The sequence below is a fragment of the Paenibacillus sp. J22P277 genome, assembly GCF_059383675.1.
Genome location: NZ_JBXENS010000003.1, coordinates 628535 through 651985, shown reverse-complemented (window position 1 = coordinate 651985; position 23451 = coordinate 628535). Strand labels below are relative to the sequence as shown.

18 protein-coding genes are annotated in these 23451 nt (G+C 59.9%); 11 read left to right on the top strand and 7 right to left on the bottom strand.

Annotation, left to right across the window (positions count from 1 at the left end; all coding sequences use genetic code 11):
• Positions 1-13 precede the first annotated feature (13 nt).
• The 6 genes from purT to gyrA all read left to right on the top strand — a co-directional run bounded on the left by purT (position 14) and on the right by gyrA (position 8850).
• Entirely contained in the window at positions 14-1195 is a 1182-nt protein-coding gene (gene purT, locus AC50YL_RS11915) for a formate-dependent phosphoribosylglycinamide formyltransferase (protein ID WP_494832137.1), read from the top strand.
• 207 nt (positions 1196-1402) lie between these two features.
• A complete protein-coding gene (locus tag AC50YL_RS11910; protein WP_494832136.1) occupies positions 1403-2230 on the top strand; it encodes a GDSL-type esterase/lipase family protein in 828 nt (275 codons plus the stop codon).
• Between the two features lie 11 nt (positions 2231-2241).
• Entirely contained in the window at positions 2242-3210 is a 969-nt protein-coding gene (locus AC50YL_RS11905; RefSeq protein WP_494832135.1) for an ABC transporter ATP-binding protein, read from the top strand.
• A complete protein-coding gene (locus AC50YL_RS11900; protein ID WP_494832556.1) occupies positions 3203-4189 on the top strand; it encodes an ABC transporter permease in 987 nt (328 codons plus the stop codon). The genes AC50YL_RS11905 and AC50YL_RS11900 overlap by 8 nt, the downstream gene beginning before the upstream one ends.
• A 209-nt stretch (positions 4190-4398) precedes the next feature.
• On the top strand, positions 4399-6372 hold the full coding sequence (parE, locus tag AC50YL_RS11895; RefSeq protein ID WP_494832134.1) for a DNA topoisomerase IV subunit B: 1974 nt from the start codon (positions 4399-4401) through the stop codon (positions 6370-6372).
• Between the two features lie 21 nt (positions 6373-6393).
• A complete protein-coding gene (gene gyrA, locus AC50YL_RS11890) occupies positions 6394-8850 on the top strand; it encodes a DNA gyrase subunit A (RefSeq protein ID WP_494832132.1) in 2457 nt (818 codons plus the stop codon).
• On the opposite strand, the gene AC50YL_RS11885 is transcribed toward gyrA, so the two are convergent.
• Positions 8847-9014: a hypothetical protein gene (locus tag AC50YL_RS11885; RefSeq protein ID WP_201755634.1), complete on the bottom strand. Its 168-nt coding sequence runs from the start codon at positions 9012-9014 to the stop codon at positions 8847-8849. The two genes, gyrA and AC50YL_RS11885, sit on opposite strands and share 4 nt — an antisense overlap.
• A gap of 196 nt (positions 9015-9210) precedes the next feature.
• Here AC50YL_RS11885 and AC50YL_RS11880 point away from each other — a divergent pair, with 196 nt between their 5' ends.
• Complete coding sequence (locus tag AC50YL_RS11880) at positions 9211-9618, top strand: MarR family winged helix-turn-helix transcriptional regulator (protein ID WP_494832554.1); 408 nt, start codon at positions 9211-9213, stop codon at positions 9616-9618.
• Positions 9619-9679: 61 nt separating this feature from the next.
• Here AC50YL_RS11880 and AC50YL_RS11875 read toward each other — a convergent pair whose 3' ends face one another.
• The 4 genes from AC50YL_RS11875 to AC50YL_RS11860 are packed head-to-tail and all read right to left on the bottom strand — an operon-like array spanning position 9680 to position 13448.
• Positions 9680-11107, bottom strand: a complete 1428-nt coding sequence (locus tag AC50YL_RS11875) for a CapA family protein (protein WP_494832131.1) — start codon at positions 11105-11107, stop codon at positions 9680-9682.
• Entirely contained in the window at positions 11104-11862 is a 759-nt protein-coding gene (locus tag AC50YL_RS11870) for an RluA family pseudouridine synthase (RefSeq protein WP_494832130.1), read from the bottom strand. The genes AC50YL_RS11875 and AC50YL_RS11870 overlap by 4 nt, the downstream gene beginning before the upstream one ends.
• A gap of 1 nt (position 11863) precedes the next feature.
• The gene (locus tag AC50YL_RS11865; RefSeq protein WP_494832128.1) at positions 11864-12730 is read right to left on the bottom strand and encodes a class I SAM-dependent methyltransferase; all 867 of its coding nucleotides are present in this window, start codon (positions 12728-12730) and stop codon (positions 11864-11866) included.
• Positions 12717-13448, bottom strand: a complete 732-nt coding sequence (locus AC50YL_RS11860) for a response regulator (RefSeq protein ID WP_161746852.1) — start codon at positions 13446-13448, stop codon at positions 12717-12719. Before AC50YL_RS11860 ends, AC50YL_RS11865 begins: the two co-directional genes overlap by 14 nt.
• A 49-nt stretch (positions 13449-13497) precedes the next feature.
• On the opposite strand from AC50YL_RS11860, the gene AC50YL_RS11855 reads away from it, so the two are divergent.
• On the top strand, positions 13498-15642 hold the full coding sequence (locus AC50YL_RS11855; RefSeq protein WP_494832125.1) for a sensor histidine kinase: 2145 nt from the start codon (positions 13498-13500) through the stop codon (positions 15640-15642).
• Here the strand turns inward: AC50YL_RS11855 and AC50YL_RS11850 are convergent.
• A complete protein-coding gene (locus AC50YL_RS11850; RefSeq protein WP_494832124.1) occupies positions 15626-15949 on the bottom strand; it encodes a helix-turn-helix domain-containing protein in 324 nt (107 codons plus the stop codon). The genes AC50YL_RS11855 and AC50YL_RS11850 overlap by 17 nt on opposite strands.
• Positions 15950-16322: 373 nt before the next feature.
• Between AC50YL_RS11850 and araA the strand changes: the two genes are divergently transcribed.
• Positions 16323-17816, top strand: a complete 1494-nt coding sequence (gene araA / locus AC50YL_RS11845; RefSeq protein WP_494832122.1) for an L-arabinose isomerase — start codon at positions 16323-16325, stop codon at positions 17814-17816.
• Between the two features lie 179 nt (positions 17817-17995).
• Here the strand turns inward: araA and shc are convergent, their stop codons facing one another.
• Positions 17996-19906 (bottom strand): squalene--hopene cyclase, encoded by a 1911-nt coding sequence (gene shc, locus AC50YL_RS11840; RefSeq protein ID WP_494832120.1) that lies wholly within the window; start codon positions 19904-19906, stop codon positions 17996-17998.
• Between the two features lie 370 nt (positions 19907-20276).
• Here shc and AC50YL_RS11835 point away from each other — a divergent pair, with 370 nt between their 5' ends.
• Together AC50YL_RS11835 and AC50YL_RS11830 are read left to right on the top strand one after the other, a co-directional pair.
• A complete protein-coding gene (locus AC50YL_RS11835) occupies positions 20277-21992 on the top strand; it encodes an ABC transporter ATP-binding protein (RefSeq protein ID WP_494832118.1) in 1716 nt (571 codons plus the stop codon).
• A 146-nt stretch (positions 21993-22138) separates the two neighbouring features.
• On the top strand, positions 22139-23374 hold the full coding sequence (locus tag AC50YL_RS11830) for an aminopeptidase (RefSeq protein WP_494832116.1): 1236 nt from the start codon (positions 22139-22141) through the stop codon (positions 23372-23374).
• Positions 23375-23451 lie beyond the last annotated feature (77 nt).

Genomic DNA, 23451 nt, shown 5'->3' with positions numbered 1-23451 from the left:
GTTCTTTTTTTCTATGTATGGATCGCCGCTTTCCGTCAATGCCCGTAAAATCATGCTGCTCGGCTCCGGCGAGCTAGGCAAGGAAGTCGTCATCGAAGCGCAGCGTCTCGGCATCGAGACGATTGCCGTCGACCGGTACGAGAACGCGCCCGCGATGCAGGTCGCTCACCGCTCTTATGTCATCGATATGCTGGATCCCGAAGCGCTTCGGGAGCTGATCCTGAAGGAAACGCCGGATCTGGTCGTGCCGGAGATCGAGGCGATCGCTACGGGCGCCTTGGTAGAGCTGGAGCAGGAGGGCTGGAGCGTCATCCCGACGGCCCGCGCCGCGCTGCTGACGATGGACCGCGAAGGCATACGCCGGCTGGCCGCGGAGACGCTCGGTCTTCCGACGGCGCCGTACAGGTTCGCCGACACCCTCGAAGAACTGAAAACGGCCGTAGCCGAGCTCGGCACGCCGTGCGTGATCAAGCCGATCATGAGCTCTTCCGGCAAAGGCCAAAGCGTCTGCAAAACCGAAGGAGATGCCGAAGCGTGCTGGCAGTACGCCATGGACGGCGGCCGCGCCAAGAAGCAGCGCGTCATCGTCGAGGGTTTCGTTCATTTCGACTCCGAAATTACGCTGCTGACCGTCCGTTCCGCGTCGGGAACCGCGTTCTGCGCGCCGATCGGCCATGTGCAAAAGGACGGCGACTACATCGAATCCTGGCAGCCGCACGAGATGCCGCAGGACCAGATCTTCCAAGCCGAGGAGATCGCCCGCAAGGTAACGGACGAGCTGGGCGGCTACGGCATCTACGGCGTCGAGCTGTTCTTGACGAAGGACGGGGTTTTGTTCAGCGAAGTGTCTCCGCGCCCGCACGATACCGGCATGGTGACCATGGCGACGCAGGATCTGTCGGAGTTCGCGCTGCACGCGCGCGCGATTCTGGGCTTTCCGATCCCGGCGATCCGTCTGCTTACGCCAGGCGCGACGTATACGCTCAAAGCCGACCGCGACGCGGACGCGTTCCGGATCGACGGCCTGCATCGGGCGCTCGCCGTGCCGAACACGCAGGTGCGCGTTTTCGGCAAGCCGGTCACGAAGACGGGGCGCCGGATGGCCGTCGCGCTGAGCACGGCCGGCGACACGGAGCAGGCAAGGGCGCTGGCGAAGCAAGCCGCGCAATCCTTGAAGATTCATTACGACGAATAAGCATGCACGCATTCCGAGCATCCCGATTGCGGCTTTCTCCCCGAACGAAGGAGAAACGCCGCGGGCATGCCCGGTTTTTTTATTTCCCGGCCGAACGGAGTTTCGCTTGAATCTGGATGAATTTGCAAATTGAACCAGAAAGCATTAACTTAAAAAGACTAAGAAATTGTTAAAGCAGTTTGATTTCGAATTGAGGAGAGCACCGAGATGAGAACGTTATCCTCCGCTAACTTGTGGAAATTCATCGGAATCGCGGCCGTATTATGCACCGTGATGCTGCTTGCGGGATTCGGCTACGCCGTGAAGGACATGCTGTATCCCAAGAGCGAAGCGTACTCGGGAAGCGAAAATCTTCCCGCGCTGCCGGCGGGCGGCAATTTGAGCGAAAGCAAGGAAATCGACATCACGGCCATCGGCGATTCGCTGACCAAAGGAACCGGCGATTCGAGCGGAGAGGGCTATGTCAAGCAGGTGATCGCCCTGCTGAAAACAAAATACCCGGACACCGCCGTCCGGCTGAACAATAACCTGGCCGTTAACGGCTTGAAGGCCGACCAGTTGGCTAAGCTGCTGGATACGGACAAAGGCTACCGCTATGCGCTTCGGCAGGCGAATTTGATCGTCTTCACGATCGGCGGCAACGATTTGTTCCAGATCGCGGCGGGCGCGAGTCCGAGCCGGATGACGGGAGAATTGAAACTGGACAAGCTGCGGGAGGAGCTCCCGCAGGGACTTGCTCGTTTGGACGCGATCACGAAGCGGCTGAACGCGATCAACCCGAACGCGCAGATCGTTTATGTCGGCTTGTACAATCCGTTTTACGATATCGCGGACTACCGCGAAGGCTCGCTGCAAATCCAGGAATGGAACGAGCGGGCGTACGCGCTGCTGCACCGGTACCCCAACATGTCGATGGTGCCGACGTTCGATTTGTTCGAGAATACGATCAGCCGCTACCTGTCGTCCGACCATTTTCACCCCAACCATAACGGTTACGCGCAGATTGCCGCCCGAATCGTGCAATCGCTGGAGTAGGAGGAAGCGCCATGCAGAAGACGAACCATTCCGACGTCGTGTTGTCGGTCAGAAACGTCAAGAAACAGATCGGCGGCAAGCCGATTATCAAGAACGTCACGTTCGACGTCTACGGCGGGGAGATTTTCGGCTTTCTCGGTCCGAACGGCGCGGGCAAGACGACGACGATCCGCATGCTCGTCGATTTGATCAAGCCGACCTCCGGCGAAATCACGATCTGCGGCGAGGACATTCAACGGCATCCTGAAGCCGCCCTGCGGAACGTGGGCTGCATCGTCGAGAATCCGGAAGCCTATTCCTACATGACGGGCTGGGATAACCTCGAACACTTCGCGCGCATGCAACGGGGCATCGACGAAGCCCGAATTCGGGAGGTCGTCGCCATCGTCGGCCTTGAAGCCCGCATCCATGACAAGGTGAAAACCTTCTCGCTCGGCATGCGGCAGCGGCTCGGCATCGCGCAGGCGCTGCTCGGCCGTCCGAAGCTGCTCATTCTGGACGAGCCCACGAACGGCCTTGATCCCAAAGGGATCAAGGAGCTGCGGGAATTCGTCCGCATGCTGGCCGATCAGGGCATGAGCTTGTTTATCTCGAGCCACCTGCTGAGCGAGATTCAGCTCATGTGCGACCGCGTCGCGATCATCAGCCGCGGCGAAGTGCTGGCCGTCGGCACGGTGGACGAGCTCATACACGGCACGGACAATTACGTCGTCTGGCAATTCGAGCAGCCCGATGCGGGCAAAAGGCTGCTGGCGGGCGAGCAGGACGTGCGCATCGTGGCCGAGAACGAGCATCGGATCGACGAAAGCGTGCTTGCCGGCATGAAGGACGCGCAGATCACGACGATGAACCAAGACCGGGTCGCGGCGCTGGTCGCGAAAGCCGTGCGCGCGGGGATCGGCGTCGTATCGGTGCAAAGCATCGCGCCGACGCTGGAACAATTATTTTTGCGGATGACGGAGGGTGAAAGCATTGGATAGGCTGCTGCCTCTCATACAAAATGAGACGCTTAAGATATGGAAAAAGAAACGGTTTTTCGTGATCGTCCTCGTGCTGTTGATTCTGATCCCGATCTTTACGTACGCGCAGCTGCGCATCGCCGAGACGAACAAGAAGAACTTCAAAGACTGGCACAATCAGCTGGTTCAGCAAATCAACGAATACCAGAACATGCTCTCGAGCGACCGGATTCCCGACGAGTGGAAACGCTCGCGGCGGATCGCCGTCCAGCAGCTCCAATATTACCTGGATCACAACGTCAACCCGAATTCGCCGGACGGCGTGACGTTCACGCGCAGCTTCATGTCGAACGCGGTGACGCTGTTCTTCCCGCTGCTGGTGCTGGCGATCGCGTCCGATCTCGTGTCGGGCGAACGGACCGCGGGGACGATCAAGATGCTGCTGACAAGACCTGTAAGAAGGTGGAAGATATTGCTCAGCAAACTCGTCGCGCTCACCTTCTATGTTTCTTTGACCGTTGTAGTCAGCGGCGTTCTCTGTTATCTTATATCAGGCGCGGTATTCGGCTATAATGGCTGGAAAATACCTGTATTTACAGGTTTTGTCATTCAAGGCTCTTCCATCGAGAGCAGCTTCGTGCACGCGGTTCCCCAATGGCTCTACCTGTTGATGGAAGCCGGGCTCATCTGGGTTTCTTCCATGACGGTGGCGGTTCTCGCCTTGATGGTATCCGTCCTCGTTCGCAGCACGTCGGCCAGCATCGTCACGATGATGGCGGCCGTTATTTCCGGGACGATCTTGTCCAGCATGTCTTCTTCCTGGCACAGCGCCAAATTCATTTTCTCCGTCAACCTGCAGCTGACGGATTATTTAGCGGGCTCGCCGCCGCCGATCACCGGCATGACGCTCGGGTTTTCCCTGCTCATTTTGGCGTTTTGGGCCGCCGTGTCCTTGGCCGTTTCGTTCTCCGTCTTTACGAAACAGGACATCATGAATTAGAATAGCTTGAAGCAAGCGGCGCGGAACGCGATGAATCGAAGATTGCTTTCGAAGCGCTCCATGCGCGGAGAAGGTTTATAGGCAAGACATAGCGAAATCATTTATCGCCATTGAAGCGCCTTGGGTTGGCGATTGCATCCGGCGCGGGCAATGTCGCGCCAGGAAGGCATGCAAGCAAGGCTATCGAAAAATCTGTTAGGAGGCTCTCTATGACTGATCAGCTGGATCTGTTTGCGGGCGAGAAAAATTCGGCTGCCGGCAACTACGACGCGGACGACATTCAGGTGCTGGAAGGTTTGACCGCCGTTCGCAAACGCCCTGGGATGTATATCGGGAGCACGAGCACCTCGGGGTTGCATCATCTAGTCTGGGAAATCGTCGACAATGCCGTCGACGAGCATCTGGCGAAGCACTGCTCCGCGATCGACGTCACGATCAACGGCGACGGCTCGGTGACGGTCCGCGACAACGGCCGGGGCATTCCGACCGGCATGCACAAGACCGGTATCCCGACGCCGCAGGTCGTTTTCACGATGCTGCACGCGGGCGGCAAATTCGGCGGCGGGGGATACAAGAAATCCGGCGGCCTGCACGGCGTCGGCGCTTCCGTGACGAACGCGTTATCGGAATGGCTCGAGGTTGAAATCTATCGCGACGGGAAGATACATAAACAGCGTTTCGAATATTGGGTCGGCAAGGACGGCAAAGAGCATGTCGGCGAACCGGTAACGGGCCTCGAAGTCATGGGAAACACGAACCGGACCGGCACGAAGATTACGTTTAAGCCGGATGCCCGCGTGTTCCACGGCCATACGTCGATCAATTACGAGACGTTGTCTGAGCGTCTGCAGGAAATCGCCTTTCTGAATTCCGGCTTGAAAGTGACCGTCAAGGACAACCGGAACGGCAAAGAGGATCAATATTACTACGAGGGCGGCGCGAAGCAGTTCGTGCAGTTTCTCAACGAAGACAAGACGGTGCTGCACGACGTCGTTCATTTCACCGGAGAACGGGACGATATCGAGGTCGAAGTGGCGCTGCAATATAACGACGGGTATACGGAAACGATGGCTTCCTTCGTCAACGCCATCCCTACCCGGGGCGGCGGTACGCACGAAACGGGCTTCAAAACGGCCTATACGCGCGTCATGAACGATTATGCCCGCAAAAACGCGCTGCTCAAGGAGAAAGACAAGAACCTGGACGGCAACGATCTGCGCGAAGGCATGATGGCCGTCATCAACATTAAAATGGCGGACGTGGAATTCGTCGGCCAAACGAAGGACCAGCTCGGCAGCTCGTCGGCCAGAAGCGCCGTCGACGCGATCGTGTCGGAGAAAATGCAGGTTTTCCTGGAGGAAAACCCGCAAGTCGCCCAGCTGCTGTTGAAAAAAGCGGTACAGGCCTCGAGAGCCCGCGAAGCGGCGCGCAAGGCGCGCGACGAGATCCGCAGCGGCAGGAAGAAGAGCGAAAGCTCCAACCTGAACGGCAAGCTTTCGCCCGCGCAGTCGAAGGACGTGTCGCGCACGGAGTTGTTCATCGTGGAAGGCGACTCCGCCGGCGGTTCCGCCAAGCAGGGGCGCGATTCCAAATATCAGGCTATTCTTCCGCTCAAAGGCAAGCCGATGAACCCGGAGAAGGCCAAGCTGCTGGATATCCTGAAGAACGACGAATACAAGGCGGTTATCGCGGCCATCGGCGCCGGCATCGGCCCCGAATTCGACGCGGAATCGTGTAATTATAGCAAAATCATCATTATGACGGATGCCGATACGGACGGCGCGCATATCCAAGTGCTGCTGCTGACGTTCTTCTACCGCTACATGAAGCCGCTCATCGACTCCGGACGCGTCTTCATCGCCCAGCCTCCGCTCTACAAGATCACCCGCAAAACCGGCAAGCTGGAGACGGTGCGTTATGCCTGGTCGGACGAGCAGCTTCAGAACTACCTGAAGGAATTCGGGAAGAACTTCGAGCTGCAGCGTTACAAAGGACTCGGCGAGATGAATCCGGAGCAGCTGTGGGAGACGACGATGAACCAGGAAACCCGAACGCTGCTGCAGGTGCAGATCGAGGATGCCGCGAAAGCGGAACGCCGCGTCTCCACGCTGATGGGCGACAAGGTCGATCCGCGCAAGAAGTGGATCGTGGAGAACGTCGACTTCACGGAGTTCGAGGAATAATCAATTGAGGAGAGTATCGGCATGAGTATGCTGGAACAGTTTTTACCGGCGTTTCTGGAGGAGGTCGTCGGCGACCGCTTCGGGCGCTACTCCAAATACATCATTCAAGACCGCGCCATCCCCGACGTTCGCGACGGGCTGAAACCGGTGCAGCGGCGGATTCTGTACGCGATGTACGATGCGGGCAACACCCCGGACAAAGGCTATCGCAAATCCGCGAAAACGGTCGGAGACGTCATGGGCAATTACCATCCCCACGGCGATTCGTCCATCTACGAAGGCATGGTCCGCATGGCGCAGCCTTGGAAAATGGGCCATATGCTGATCGACGGCCACGGCAACTGGGGCTCGATCGACGACGATCCGGCCGCCGCGATGCGGTATACCGAAGCGCGTCTGTCGCCCATCGCCATGGAGCTGCTCCGCGATATCGAGAAGCGGACGGTCTTGTTCAAGGATAACTTCGACAATACGACGAAAGAGCCGGTCGTGCTGCCTTCGCGCTACCCGAACCTGCTGGTTAACGGCGTAAGCGGCATATCGTCGGGCTTTGCCACGGAAATCCCGCCGCATAACCTGCGCGAGGTCATCGACGCCTGCAAGGCGATCATGGATAATCCGGAGATCGAGCTGGAGCAGCTCATGACGATCGTGAAAGGTCCCGATTTTCCGACCGGCGGCATGATCATGGGCGAAGACGGCATCCGCGACGCGTACCAAACCGGCAAAGGACGCATCTATCACCGTTCCAAAACGGAGATCGAGGAGCTGAAGGGCGGGCGCCAGCAAATCGTCATTACCGAGATTCCGTTCCAGGTCGTCAAATCCCGCCTCGTCACCGCCATGGAAAACATCCGGATCGAGAAGCGGGTGGAGGGCATCGCGGAGGTACGCGACGAGAGCGGCCGCAACGGGCTTCGCATCGTCATCGAGCTGAAGAAGGAAGCCGACGCGCAGGGCATTCTGGCGTATCTGCTTAAGAAAACGGACCTGCAGGTCGCGTATAACTTCAACATGGTCGCGATCGTCAACAAAACGCCTCGGCAACTCGGCCTGAAAGCCATTCTCGACGCGTATATCGCGCACCAGAAGGAAGTCGTCACTTTCCGGTCCCGTTACGAACTGGAGAAGGCCGAGGACCGCGCCCACGTGCTCGAGGGCTTGGCGAAGGCGCTGAACCTCCTGGACGAGATCATCGCCACGATCAAGGCGTCGAAGAACCGTCAGGACGCGCAAAATAACTTGGTTGCCCAATTCACGTTCTCCGAGCGCCAAGCGGACGCGATTCTTACCTTGCAATTGTACCGTCTGACGAATTTGGAGATTACGTCGATCGAGAAGGAATTGAAAGACATTCAGAAGCGGATCGCTTACTTGCGCTCCATTCTCGACAGCGAGAAGAAGCTGCTCGGCGTCATCAAGGACGAGCTGACGGAGATTCGCGAGAAGTACGGCATCGACCGCCGCTCCGATATTCGGGGCGAAGTGGAAGAGCTGAAAGTCAATCTCGAAGTCATCGTGGCGGCCGAGGACGTGTTCGTCACGCTCAGTCAGGACGGCTACATCAAACGAACGTCGAAACTCTCGTTCACGCGATCGGGCGGCGAATTGACCAGCGCGGGGGTCAAGGAAGGCGACGTGATCCGCACGCTGCTGGACGTGAATACGATCGATCAGCTGCTGCTCTTCACGCGCAAGGGGCAGTATTACCAGCTGCCGGTCCATCTCATACCGGAGTTCAAGTGGAAAGATACCGGAACCGCGGTCGTGAACGTCGTGCCGATGCCGAAGGACGACAGCATCGTCAGCATCATTCCGATCAAGGATTTCGAGATCCCGGGCCGTTCGCTCGTCTTCGTGACGAAGCGCGGGCAGGTGAAGCGGTCCGAGTTGAAAGATTACAAATCTTCGCGCTCCACCGCCATCGCGGCCGTCAAGCTCGCGGAGGGCGACGACGTGCTGCGCGTCGTGCCGAGCGATAATACGAAGGAGCTGCTCCTCATCACGAAGAGCGGCATGAGCATCCGGTTCGCGGAAAGCGAAGTGAACACGATGGGCCGCGTCGCCGCGGGCGTACGCGGCATCGCGCTTCGCGAGGACGACGAGATCGTCGCCGCGGAAATGGTCAGCGGCGACGAAGGAGAAGTACTTGTCCTCACGGAGCTGGGGTACGGCAAACGCACGCTGCTGCTGGATTATCCGATGCAGGGCAGGGGCGGCAAAGGCATGGCGACCTTCGAGTTCAAGGAAGGCAAGCGCGTCCGTTCCAACGGAGAACATCTCATCGGCGGCCTGCTTTGCAAAGACGAGCGGGAGCTTGTCCTGCTGACGGCTTCGGGCGCGGCGCTCTCGGTATCGACCGAGAAAGCGCCGATCGAGGACCGCAAATCAACCGGACGCGCGCTGTCCGCGATCGATAAGAAGGACGTCCTCGTGGCCATGTTCGTCCGGGCGGATTTGCAGCAGCAATCGGTTTAATCGAACGGTTGATGCGGGGAATCCCGTTGCTCGAGCATCTCCACCAGCAATTCAAGCACGACCCACAATGGCGCCGGTTCATCAAGCCGGTCCAGCCATTGCGGGTCTTTTTGTATTCCGAATCGGGTCAGCTTGCGCAATAATTCCAGCTTGCGATCCTCCATATGCGATCACGCCCCTGTTCGATGATTCGAGCCGGTACAACAGCCTATGTCACCAGTGTATGTCTAAAGCTGTCAAATGGTTCTCTTTTATCGCGATTAAGGGGACAAAATATTAACTGCATTAACCTTAAATTCGACAATGGCCCATGGTATAATGAGGTATAAGCATAAATCGGACAGAAAGCGGGTGATGGTCATCGTTTCTGCGGAATTTGCCCGGCTGTGGATGAAGATGACGAAGGAGTGGAAGACGCATCTGGAGGATGAGCTTGCGCCTCACTTGACGGAAGGCCAGCTGGTGGTGCTGGAATTGCTGCAGCAGCATCAGCCGATGAAGCCGTCGGATTTGCTGACTTATTTGGCCACGACCCCGGCCGCGATCACGACCCTGCTCGACCGAATGGAGCGCGGCGGCCTCGTGGTGCGCAACCGGGACGAGAGCGACCGGCGGATCGTCTGGGTCACCTTGACGGAGAAAGGAACGACGGAAGCCTCGCGCGGCGTCGCCGTCCGCGATGCGTACATCACAGAGGCGCTTGACCGGATATCCCTGCACAATCAGCAGCTGCTCGTGTATTTGCTCGGCAAAGTCGCCAATTCGTAAGACCGATCCCGTCAAAAAATAAACCGTCCAACCGGAAAGAGGGTTGGACGGTTTATTGCGGTTACGGTGCGGCCGTCAGCTGCACCGGCGTGCTGTGCATCGACGCGATCCGTTTCGATACCTGCGCATAGGTGCTCTTCAGCGTCGCATAATCGGCCGCGGTCAGATCAGGCAGCGATTTGGCGGCCAAGACGTCCGCGACCGGAACGACGGCATAGCGGTTGACGCCTTTGACGGACGTGCGATGCACCCAGGTCGGAATCGGCGTGACGTTGCCGATCGTCGCCAGGCCGTGATCCTTATGGATTCGCACCTTGTAGATCACGCCGTAATCTTTGGTGTTTCCGCGTTGGTTGGAGATAAAATTGCCCATGGAATAAATGATGAGGCCTTTTCTGACGGAGCCGTCCGGATTGGTCACCTCGGCAATCTCGTACGGCTGCACGACATGCGGGTGGGAGCCGGCGATGATATCGGCTCCGGCCGCGACAAGCGCGCGCGCCAGCTGTTTCTGGGCGTCGTTCGGCATGGTCTGGTATTCGGTGCCGAAATGCAGGCAGACCGTGATGAAATCCGCGCCTGCCGCCTTCAAACGGCCGATATCCCGAATCATGGCTTGCTCGTCGATCAGGGAGACGGCATACGGTTGCTCCTTCGGGAGAGGGATGCCGTTCGTGCCGTACGTGTACGCCAGCAGGCCCATGGAGATCCCGTTATGCGTCACGATCGTCAGCTTGTCCGCTTCCGCCTTGGAGCGCGCGGTGCCCTTCGTATCGAATCCGAGCGCCTGCAGCTTCGCAAGCGACATGGCGATGCCCTGAACGCCGCGGTCCATGGCATGGTTATTGGCGTTGGTCACCGTCGTAAAGCCCGCGTATTTCAACGCATCGGCCAGCTCCGGCGGCGCGTTGAAGCGGGGATAGCCGGACAACCCGAGCGGCTTGCCCGCGATCGGCGTCTCCAGGTTGGCGAGCGTCCAGTCGCCCTGCTCGAGAATCGGTTTGACGGACGCGAAGAAGGATTTGAAGTTGTACGTCTTCGTGCGTTCGTCGTAGGCGCCGGGAAGCTGCGGCGCGTGCATCATCACGTCGCCGACGGCGATCAGCGTCGCGTCGGACGGTCCTTCATCAGCCGGCGGAGGGACCGAATCTCCTTCGTTTTGGCCGCCGCCTTGTTGATCGTCGCTTTGCTGGCCGCCATTTTGCTGGCCGTCGGCGGTTCCGCCGCCGTCTGCTTGCCCGGCATCCGAAGGCGAATCGTCCGCGGGCGATTGATCGCCGCCAGGCGGCGCAGGTTCGGACGGAACCGCGCCGGGTTCATCCGCGCCCGGCTGGCCTCCAGGCGTTTGTACCGGCGGTTTGCCCGTGTCGGCGGACGGTTCGGGCTTCCCGGGATCGAGCTCGATGCGCGACATGCAGCTGCCGATCAGCACGAGTACGATCAAGCCGAGCAGGATCAAGTTGATGCGATGATGCAGGCGGCGTTTCATCGGGAATCCCTCCCTTCGCGTCCCGGCATGGCCAACGCTTCGGCGAAATCCTCCTCCTCGAAACGAGTCCAAGGCTCGGCCGCGGGCGGCTGCGCGACGATCGTCAGCCATTCCTTCGAGACGGGGTGCGCGACGCCGATGGACGTCGACCATAAGGCGATATCCTGTTCTCCCTGCACGGGAGGCGCGCCGTATTTGCGGTCGTAGACGAGCGGGCAGCCGATAGCCGCCATTTGCGCCCGGATCTGGTGCGACCTCCCGGTCAGCAGCCGGACCGCGATCAACGCGTAAGGGCCTTTGCGGGCGATCACCGCGTAATCCAGGATCGCTTCTTTGGCGTCCTGCACCGGCTTGTCGTGAACGGTTACGACATTGCGCGCGGCATCCTTGCGCAGGTAATGCTTCAGACGCCCGGAAAGGGGCGCTGGAGCGCCGTGCACGACGGCGAGGTATAATTTGTCAAAGCTTCGGCTGCGCACGGACTCCGAGAGCCGTGAGGCCGCCTTCGACGTTTTGGCGAAAAGCATGGCGCCGCCGACGGGACGGTCCAAACGATGGACAAGCCCGACATAGACGTTGCCGGGCTTGTCGTAACGCGTCTTCAGATCTTCCTTGAGGAGCGTCACCATGTCGGGCTCGCCCGTCTCGTCGGCTTGGGAGAGCATGCCTGGCGGCTTCACGACGGCGAGCAGATGGTTATCCTCGTAAAGCACGGGCAGCAGCGGAGCAGGAGCGGGCCTGCCGGCGCCGCTCATCCTACTGGCCCTCCCAGCGGCCCAGTATTCCGCAAGGCAGCGTCAAGCCCGACGCGGTGATCGGAATCCCGATTTCTCCGCAGTGGATGTTGCCCTTGAACTTGCGGTTTACCGTCATTTGCAGCATGTTGTGGAGCACGGTCGGCGACAGCCCCGTCGTATACGAGTTCACCAGCACGAACAGCGGGTTCTCGGAGAGAATCGTCGTGCAGAATTCCAGGAACGGGAACAGATTCTGCTCGAGCTTCCACATTTCGCCGTTCGGGCCGCGCCCGTAGGAAGGCGGGTCCATGATGATCGCGTCGTACCGTTTGCCGCGGCGTTCCTCCCGCTGCACGAATTTGAACACGTCGTCCGTGATATAGCGGATCGGGGCGGAGCCAAGCCCGGACAGCTCGGCGTTTTCCTTTGCCCATTGCACCATGCCCTTGGAGGCGTCGACGTGGCAGACCTCGGCGCCGGCGGCCGCGGCCGCGACCGTCGCGCCGCCCGTGTAGGCGAATAGGTTGAGCACGTTGATCGGCCGGCCGGCATTGCGGATCTTGTCCATCATCCACGTCCAATTGACCGCCTGTTCCGGGAACAATCCGGTATGCTTGAAGCTGGTCGGCTTGATGTGGAATTTCAGCTCGCCGTAGGAGATCGACCAGCGATCCGGCATCTTCGTGCGGAATTCCCATTCGCCGCCGCCCGAGGAGCTGCGGTGATAGTGGCCGTCAGCCGTCTTCCAGCGGCCGGTCTCGCTCGCGATCGGCCAGATGACCTGCGGATCGGGCCTGCGGAGCACGAAGGACCCCCAGCGTTCCAGTTTCTCCCCGTTTCCGGTGTCGAGCAATTCGTAATCTTTCCATAAATCAGCGTTGTACATGCGTGTTTCCTTCCTTGATGTTGAATTTATAGCCTACGCCGCGGACCGTCACGATATAGGTAGGATTGGCGGGGTCGGGCTCGATTTTCTTGCGGAGATTGCTGACGTGCACCATGAGCGTGCGCGTATCGCCCATGCTGTCGTGACCCCAGACGATCGTGTACAGGTCATCCAAGGCGAACGCGCGGTTCGGCGTCTTCGCCAGGCGAACGAGCAGCTCGAACTCTTTGGTCGAGAGGAACACTTCCTTGCCCCTGACATGCACGGTGCGTCCGGGCAAATCGATGACGAGCCCGTCGAAGCGGAGCACTTCGCCCGCGGCGCGGTCGTACGGGCGCTGCCGGTCGTTGACGGACTGACGGCGCAGATGCGCCTTGACGCGCGCGACCAGCTGGCTCGGGCTGAACGGTTTCGTCATGTAATCGTCGCCGCCCACGGTCAGACCATGTATAATATCAGTATCGTCGCTTTTGCAGCTGACAAACAGGATGGGGACGTCCGATACCGCGCGAATTTGCTTGCAGACGTCGAATCCGTCCATCTGCTTCATCTGCACATCCAGAACGATCAAATCCGGCTGAAACGAATCGGCGAACGCCAAGGCATCCTCGCCGTTGTCCGTCGTCTGCACGAGGTAGCCTTCGCGCTCCATATATAAGGAAATCAGCTCGGTAATATCCGCTTCATCATCAACGACCAATATTTTGCTCCCAGACATTTTCCAGCTCCCCCTCTTCCTCGAACTATTATAGCGAATGTGGGGAGGGGTGGGCAATCCACGTTTTCAGGAGGGTTCAGCCATTCGCCGCTTATTCGCGCCATTCATGCTCGTGATCTTCCTTATTCTCCTTCTTTCCGGCTGCGAGGTTCAGTCCGGCGGCAGCAATCCGGCGGCCCTTGGCGGCGTTATCGACCTGAGGCAATGGTCCTTCGAGAGCGACGGGCAGGTCGAGCTGTCGGGACAATGGTCCTTCTACGGCGGGCAGCTGCTCGTCCCGGGCGACCCGCTGCTGCTGCAGGATTTACGCCACGTGATGGTGCCGAGATCCTGGAACAGCTATAAGGGCAAATTCGGCATGCAGAACGGGGAGGGCTACGCCACTTACAAGCTGACGGTGCTGTTGACGCCTCGCGAACGCGTGCTCGCGCTGCGCGTGCCGAACATTTTCAGCAGCTATTCCTTATGGATCAACGGCAAGGAGATGGCGCGCCAGGGCCAAGTGGGGACAAGCCGAGCCTCGTCGGTGCCGCAGCAGTACCCGCGCATCGTTTCCTTCGCATCCGATTCGGACCGGGTCGATATCTTGATCCAGGTATCCAATTTCCAGCACAGGAAAGGGGGCATCTGGGTGCCCATCCTGCTCGGCAACAGCGATACGGTCGTCGACGGGCAGATGAAAACGACGGCCAAGGAAATGCTGATCCTCGGCAGCCTCGTCATCATCGGCGTTTATCACATCGGGCTATACGCGTTTCGCAGGCAGGAGAAGTTCACGATCCACTTCGGCCTGCTGTGCCTGTTCGTGGCCGCCAGGTCGAGCGTCACGGGCGAGAATTACCTGCTGCAGCTGTTTCCCATTCCGTGGGAGGGCGGGCTGAAGATCGAATACATCTCCTTCGCGCTCAGCGCCGTCTCCGGCTATCTGTACGTGTACCGGCTGTTTCCGATGGACGCGTCGAAGAAGGTCATCCGGTACGTCATCGGCATCGGCGTCGCGCTCTGCGTCTTCGTGCTCGTTTGCCCGGCCATCGTATACTCGCGGTTGCTCTCGGTATTCCAACTCTATGTCATCGCGGTCAGCGCGTTCACCCTCGTCGTGCTGGTCACGGCCAAGATTCGCAAACGGATCGGGTCCGCGTTCGTGCTCGCGGGCGTCGCCGTATTCGTCGTTACCGTGCTGAACGACATGCTGTTCTATAACGAATGGCTCGTCTACGCGCAGCTCGTGCCGCTCGGGTTGTTTTTCTTCATGCTGATGCAATCGTTCATCATTTCCAAACGGTTCTCGAGCGCGTTGTATCAAATCGAGCATGTATCGAACGAGCTGCGGGAACTGAACGTGCATCTGGAAGAGCGGATCGAGGAGCGCACGGTGGCGCTGAGCGAAGTGAACGAGTCGCTGGCGCAGACAAATCGCGACTTGCAGCGCTCGGAGACGTCAAGGCGCCAGCTCATGACGAATATCTCGCATGATCTGCGAACGCCGATTACGCTGCTGCAGGGGTATTTGGAAGCTTTTCAGGACGGCCTCGTCCAATCGGAGGAACAGCGGCAGCGCTACATACGCATGATGCTCGGGAAGGTCGGGGGGTTGAATCGGCTGATACGCGATTTGTTCGAGCTGACGAAGCTGGAGGCGGGCCAAGCGCGGTTTGATTTTGCCGAGGTGGCGCTCGGACAGTGGATCCGGCAGCTGCACGACCTGTACGAGATCGACGTCATCAGCAGCGGGCTGCGGTTCAGCTGCGATTACCTCAGTGAAAACGTGCCCCTGGAAGGGCATTCCCATGGGATCGAGCAGCAGAACCGCATCCGGCTGAACCTGGATCTGTCCCGCATGGATCAAGTCATGGCGAACATCATATACAATGCCATCAAGCATACGCCGAGAGGCGGAGAGATAACGCTTTCGTTTTTCTTCGAAGCGTCGACGAACCGCGTGATCGTCACCGTGAGCGATACGGGGACCGGGATCGAGGAGGAGCACCTGCCGTTTATCTTCGACCGGTTCTACAAGATCGAGGCTTCCCGCAACTCCGCCGACGGCGGAAGCGGTCTCGGACTCGCGATCGCGAAAGAGATCGTGGAAGCGCACGGAGGCACGATCGGAGCGGTCAGCGCGCTGGATAAAGGCACCATGATCTGGTTCATGCTGCCATGCACCGTCAAGGAGCTCAATCGGCCTGTTTGAGAACGGCCATCATCCGGTCGATGGACTGCTTGCGCCTTTCCTGATCCATCCCGTTGAGAATGCGGATAATTTCGATCGCTTCGGGAGTCACCGGCGTATCCGGCTTGACGGTTTCTCCGCCGATGATATAATCCAGCGAAACATTGAACAGCACCGCCAGTTTTTTCAAGGTTTCATAGACAGGCTGGCGGTTGTTGATTTCGTAATGACTGTACGCGGACCGGGTAATGCCGATCTGCCTGGCGACTTCTTCTTGAGAAATGTTTTTTCGCAGCCTCAGTTCCCTTAATCGATCTCCCATCGTCATCGTTTATAGCTCCTTACGTCAATCTAGCCATCTAGTACTAGTACAGAAGGTATCCTTCTGGCCGTTCTATTAGTAATTTATGATACAAAGTGTATCAATGTCAAGGGAATTGTAGAAACTATAAGGGATATTATAATTTTCTAACGTTCGGAGAACGGCTGGGGCCATCAAATAAAGGTTGAAATGAAAGCCTTGTCATCGTACAATGAAGGAAGTTTTAGTTGTACGTACAAGTTGGAGCGGGTTCAAGATTACTTTGCTCGCAGGACTGGCAGAATAGTTCGCGGACACTTGCATTGACTGAGCCGGTTTCTTCTAATCATGTGCGTACAAGTGGATGGACGCATGGAACCGATGAAGGAGGAATAATGACATGTTGAGCGCAAAACCTTATCAATTCTGGTTCGTGACCGGCAGCCAGCATTTATACGGACCCGAAACGCTGCTGGAGGTCGCCGATCATTCCCGCATCATCGCCGAGGCGCTGGACCGCGACGAATCCGTCTCTCACGAAGTGGCGTTCAAACCCGTCGTGACGACGCCGGAGGAAATCCGCAAGCTGTGCGCCGCCGCCAACGCGGACGAGAGCTGCGCGGGGATCGTCACGTGGATGCATACGTTTTCTCCGGCCAAAATGTGGATCGCGGGCTTGTCCGAGCTCCGCAAACCGCTGCTGCATCTCCATACGCAGTTCAACCGCGACATTCCGTGGGATGCCATCGACATGGATTTCATGAACCTGAACCAGTCCGCGCACGGCGACCGCGAGTTCGGCTTTATCGGCGCCCGCATGGGCATCGCCCGCAAGATCGTCGTCGGCTATTGGGAGGACGCCGCCGTTCGCGCCCGGATCTCCGGCTGGATGCGCACCGCGGCCGCGTTTACCGAAAGCCGCTCGCTGAAAGTGGCCCGCTTCGGCGACAACATGCGCCAGGTCGCGGTGACCGAAGGCGACAAAGTGGAAGCGCAGGTGAAGTTCGGCTGGGCGATCAACGGGTTCGGTATCGGCGATTTGGCGGAATACGCGTCCAATGTGACGGACGAACAGCTGGACGCGCTGATGGACGAGTACGCATCCAGCTACGACATCGCGCCGGATACGCGGAACGACGCCGCCAAATGGCAGGCGATCCGCGAGCAGGGACGGATCGAACTCGGCATGCGGGCTTTCCTGGAGGAGGGCGGGTTCACGGCGTTCACGACCACGTTCGAAGATTTGCACGGCATGAAGCAGCTGCCCGGTCTCGCCGTGCAGCGGCTGATGGAAGCGGGATACGGCTTCGGCGGGGAGGGCGATTGGAAGACCGCCGCGCTGACCCGGGTCATGAAGATGATCGCGGGCAACAAAGGCACGTCCTTCATGGAAGACTACACGTACCACTTCGAGCCGGGCCGCGAGATGGTGCTCGGCGCGCATATGCTCGAGGTCTGCCCGACGATCGCGGGTGACCGGCCGCGCCTCGAAGTGCATCCGCTCGGCATCGGCGGCAAGGCGGATCCGGCGCGCATGATCTTCAATGGCCGCAGCGGCCAAGCCGTCAACGCCTGCTTGATCGACCTCGGCAATCGCTTTCGCCTCATCGTGAACGTCGTCGACGCGGTCGACGTTCCGCACGACATGCCGAAGCTTCCGGTCGCGCGCGTGCTGTGGAAGCCGCAGCCGTCGCTGAACGAATCGGCCGAGGCGTGGATTCGCGCCGGCGGCGCCCACCATACCGTTTTCTCCTACGAGGTGACGGCCGAGCAGCTGATCGACTGGGCGGAAATGACGGGCATCGAATGCGTCGTCATCGACAACGCGACGAACCCCTACGCGTTCCGGAGCGAGCTGCGCCTGAACGAGATGTACTGGCGCATGCGCCAATAATCGGCGGCCGCACTGATATCGGCGGACTTTCTTTCGGAGAATGTAACGTTCCGAGGCTGCGCGCGCGTATGAGACGAGGATATGCACTGGCCTATTAAATGGATGGAGACTTACCCTGGCGGCGAGCGCCGGCAGGGGGTCTTCTTTTTTTTTGCCTGGCACCGCCGGCCAAGATGCAGCTAGGGGGAATAACCGTTGGCGTATTTTTCCCGGTAATGGGCGAGGGCGAGCAGCGGCCAGACGAGCGAATAGCTGTCGTATCGCGTGTACAGGCAGCCGGGCAGCCCCGCACCGGTCGGATATTCGGCAGCGGGTCCGCCGCTCCGCGCATGGCGGAGCAGGTAATCGCATGCCCGTTCCATCGCGGGCAGGGGCGTATCGTGAACCGCGACGAGCGCGTCGAGCGCCCACGCGGTTTGGGAGAGCGTGCCGTGGCGGAGCGGCACGTATCGCTTCTCCACGTCGCTGGCGCAGGATTCGCCGAAGCCGCCGTCCGGCTGCTGTACGGAGAGCAGCCATTCCACGGCTTTGCGGATCCGAGGATGCTCGGCCGGTTCCCGCACCGCGGCCAAGCCGGTCAAGGCGGCCCACGTGCCGTAGATGTAGCACACGCCCCAGCGTCCGTACCACGAGCCGTCTTTCTCCTGACGGCCGTACAGCCAATCCGTCGCGCGGCGGACATAGGCGTGCCGGGATGTCAAGCCAGCGCCGCGGCCGAGGTATTCCAGCGTCCGGCCGGTCAAGTCCGGCGTGGACGGGTCCGTGGCGGCATCCTCTGCCCCGTCGAGCGGCACCCAGCGGAGGAGCTTGCTGTCGACGTTCCGTTCGAAGGCGCCCCAGCCGCCGTCGCGGTTCTGCATGCCGAGGATCCACTGGAGTCCGCGGTCGGCCGCATCGCGCGCCTCGGGCACGGGAAGTCCCCGCACGGCGCGCAGCGAGGCGGTCGTGTCGTCCAGATCGGGATTGATCGTATTGATATCCGAGAAGCCCCATCCGCCGGCCATGGGGTGGTTCACGTTGCGCTTCCAGTCGCCGAGCTTGCGATGCTGGCGGGCCAGCAGATAATGACCCGCCTTCCCTACGGCGGGGTGAACGGCAGGCAGGCCGGCATCCTGCAAAGCATGGCTGACAAGGGCGGAATCCCATACGGACGACGTCGTGACCTGCATGGATAACCGCGCGCCGCAGTGCGCGTCCGCGAAGAGCAGCGACTCGAGGCCGCGCACCGCTTTCTCCAAGACGGGATGGGTGACGGGATACCCGACCGTGCGCAGGGCATGCAGCATGAGCAGCGTGGCGCTGGAGTAGCTGTAGAGGGTGCCGTCCGGTTCGAGCCGGTCGAGGATGAACCGTTCCGCGCGCAAGGCTGCCCGCTCGCGAAGCTTGCCCGTCAGATTCCACGGGGCTTTGCGGCGGCGGTTATCCGGCAGTTCGGAGGCAGAGGCGCTAAGGAAATGATCGTTCCAGCCAAGCTGGAGCTCCTTCCATTCGCCGCCGCCGCGCGTGAGCTCCGTCAACGGCCGGATATGCGGCAGCTTGCGGATCGGCTTGCGGTCGGCAAGCAGCAGCATCGGCGCCATATGAACGCGGGCGTAGCCCGAGAATTGATAGAAATGGATAGGAGACGACGACGGGAGCAGCAGGATGGCCAGCGGGACCGGAAACCAGCGGGGCCACGGATAGCGGCCGATCATCGCGAGCTGGAATTTGGTCAGGAGGCTGTTGATGCGCGGCAAGCCGCCGAGCTCCGCGAAGGCATCCCTCGCCTTGCGCATGAACGGTTCATCCGGCGAGAGCCCGGCGTATTGCAGCGCGTAATAGCACTCCGCGGTCGCCGACGCATTGCCGGTCGCTTCGTCGGGATAGACGCGCCACGCGCCGTCCGCGGATTGTTTGGCCAGCATTCGCTCCGTCAGTTCCTTGACGAGCCGCGGCCTGCGGATCCCCGCGCTTTGCAGCTGGAGGATCGACGCCGCGTCCAAGGACGTGCCGGATTCGATGAAGCCCATCCGCCAGCTTCCGTCCGCGGATTGTCCTTGCAGCAGCCGGTCGACAAGCTGGTCGATCCCGGTTTGAATGCGCTGAAACATGACGTTCACCTCGTTCTTCCGGTCCTGGCGTTGGGCGATGCGGATGCGCGGTTAATTGCGTCGCGCGGTATGGAGCTCCGGAGGCGACCATTCGCGCAGCCGTGGATGGCTGCCGCGCGCCGGACCGGACCTATACGTAAGTTTATGACGGCCGCGCCCCGGTTCATGATGCTTCGCGCGAAAGTCGCGGCGCGCGCGTGCCGCAGCGAAACTTGCGTGCGGCGCAGCCGAAAGGATGGACAAGTCGCGCCGAACTCTTTATTATGAAAATGATTCTCATAGCTGGAAAAGCAAGCGGCGTCCCTGGCTGCCGACGCATTCATCCATTCGTTCATCTGCCAGGCACGCATGACGGAGGAGGAAAGGTTAGATGTTGTCCCGATTCATCGCATACTACAAACCGTACAAAAAGCTGTTCTACCTCGATTTTTTCAGCGCCATCCTGGCCGGCTTTCTGGAGCTCGGCTTTCCCGTGGCGGTCAATCAGTTCATCGACAAGCTGCTCCCGGGCAAGGACTGGAGCTTGATCGCCTGGGCTTGCGCGGGCTTGCTGTTCATTTACGTGCTGAACGCCTTCCTGAATTACATCGTGACGTACTGGGGCCATATGCTGGGCATCAATATCGAAACGGACATGCGCCGCAAGCTCTTCGACCATATCCAGAAGCTCAGCTTCCGCTTCTTCGACAATACGAAGACGGGCCATCTGATCGCCAGGCTGACCAACGATTTGATGGAAATCGGCGAGATGGCGCATCACGGGCCGGAGGATCTGTTCATCGCGGTCATGACCTTGATCGGCGCCTTCGTGCTCATGCTTCTGATCAACTGGAAGCTCGCGCTGCTGACGTTCGTCGTCGTGCCGGTCATGATCTGGCTGGCGATCTACTTCAGCGCCAAGATGACGAAGGCCTTCCACCGGTTGTTCTCGGATATCGCCGACTTCAACGCGCGCGTCGAGGACAACGTCGGCGGCATGCGCGTCGTGCAAGCGTTCGGCAACGAGGCGTTCGAGAAGAAGCTGTTCAACGAGAACAACCTGCGGTTCCGTCTCACGAAGCTGCTCTCCTACAAAATCATGGCATCCAACACGTCGATCAGTTACCTGCTGAAACGGCTGGTCACCTTGTTCGTCATGATCTGCGGCACCTGGTTCGTCATCCGCGGGGAATTGACCTCCGGCGAATTCGTCGGCTTCCTGCTGCTCGCGAACGTCTTCATCGGCCCGATCGAAAAGATCAATGCCGTAATCGAGAGCTATCCGAAGGGCTTCGCCGGCTTCAAGCGTTACGTGGAGCTGATGGACACGGAGCCTGACGTGAAGGACCGTCCGAACGCCGTGACTATCGACCAACTGCGCGGCAATATCGCGTTTCGCGACGTGAGCTTCGGCTACGGCGAAGAAGCGAAGGTGCTGCGGCATATCGGTCTGACGATTCGAGCAGGCGAAACCGTCGCGTTCGTCGGTCCGTCCGGCGCGGGCAAAACGACCTTGTGCAGCCTGCTCCCGCGCTTCTACGACGTCTCCGGCGGAAGCATCTCCATCGACGGGACGGACGTTCGCGACATGAGGCTCGCTTCGCTGCGCAAAAGCATCGGCATCGTGCAGCAGGACGTCTTCCTGTTCTCGGGCACGCTGCGGGAAAATATCGCCTACGGCAAAATGGACGCCTCGGAGACGGAGCTGCGGGCCGCGGTGAAGCGCGCGCAGCTCGAGACGTTCGTCCACTCCTTGCCGGACGGACTGGATACGATCGTCGGCGAGCGCGGCGTGAAGCTCTCGGGCGGGCAGAAGCAGCGCGTCGCCATCGCGCGGATGTTCCTCAAGAATCCGCCGATCCTCATCCTGGACGAGGCGACGTCCGCGCTGGATACGGAGACGGAATCCGCCATTCAGCAGTCGCTCGCCGAGCTGTCGCAGGGCCGCACGACCCTCGTCATCGCGCACCGGCTGGCGACGATCAAGAACGCGGACCGCATCATCGTCGTCACGGCGGAAGGGGTTACCGAGCAGGGCAAGCACGAGGAGCTCATGGCCGCGGGCGGCCATTACAGCCGGCTTCACATGGCTCAATTCCAGTCCTGATCGTCAAGGCACGCCGTTTCCCGAAGACCGTTCGCGCGCGAACGGTCTTCTTCCTTTTTGCAACCCCTGCAGGCGCGCTGATATAATAGACTTCTATTCCCATGAATTGGTCTATCATTTTATGAATACGAGGGAGCCAGGTACCTATGACAAACTTTCAACAACGCTTGGAGCGGTACGCCGCATTGGCCGTGGAGGTCGGCGTCAACGTGCAGCCCGGCCAGAAGCTGTGCATCATCGCGCCGGTAGCGGCGGCCGAGTTCGTGCGCGAAGCCGTCAAATGCGCCTATCGGCTCGGATCCCCTTACGTCCACGTCGATTGGAGCGACGAAAGCGTCACCCGCGCCAGGCTTGAATTCTCGCCGGAGGAAGGTTTGTCCGGCTATCCCGCTTGGCATGCCCAAGGCCGTACGCAGATGGCGGAAGAAGGCGCCGCGTTCCTGGTGGTCACGGCGGAAGATCCCGATCTGCTGAAGGGCATCGACTCCGCGCGCATCGGTCTGGCGGTCAAAGCGCAGCAAAACGCGCTGCAGCCGTTCCGTAATTTCATGTTGAACAACGAGGTCGCCTGGTCGATCGTCGCGGTGCCGACGAAGCCTTGGGCGGACAAGGTGTTCCCGGGCCATGCCGACGAAGAGCGGGTGAATGCGCTCTGGGACGCGATCTTCGCGGCCGTGCGGGTCGACGCGGGAGATCCGGTCGCGACATGGCGGGAGCACGCCGCAGGACTGCGCGCCAAAGCCGACAGGCTGAACGAACGCCGTTACAAGGAGCTTCGTTACCGCAACGCTTCCGGTACGGACGTGTCGATCGGCCTGCCGGAAGGGCATATCTGGGTCAGCGCCGGGACGCGGAACAAGCAGGGCACGGCGTTTATTCCGAACATGCCGACGGAGGAAGTGTTTACCTCGCCGCTTCGGACGAGCGTCAACGGCACCGTCGCGAGCAGCAAGCCGCTCAGCTACAACGGCAATCTGATCGACCGTTTCTCCATGACCTTCGTCGACGGACGCGTTATTGCGTACGAGGCCGAACAGGGTCAGGAAGCGCTGCGCCAGCTGATCGAGACGGACGAAGGCTCGCATTTCCTGGGCGAGATCGCGCTCGTGCCGTTTCATTCGCCGATCTCGGACACGAACGTGACGTTCTACAACACGCTGTTCGACGAGAACGCGGCCTGCCATCTTGCGCTCGGCTTCGCTTTTCCGTTCTGCCTGGAAGGCGGGTTGTCCTTGAGCAAGGAGGAGCTGCAGGAGCGGGGGCTGAATCAAAGCTTGACGCACGTGGATTTCATGATCGGCACGTCGGATCTGGCGATCGACGGGATCCGGGAAGACGGGACCAGCGAGCCGCTGTTCCGCGGCGGAAACTGGGCATTTTAATCTGCGCGGGGGCTCTCCGGCGTCATGCGAATGACAAGGCCGGAGGCCCTTTTTCGATGATCGGGGTTGACAACCGA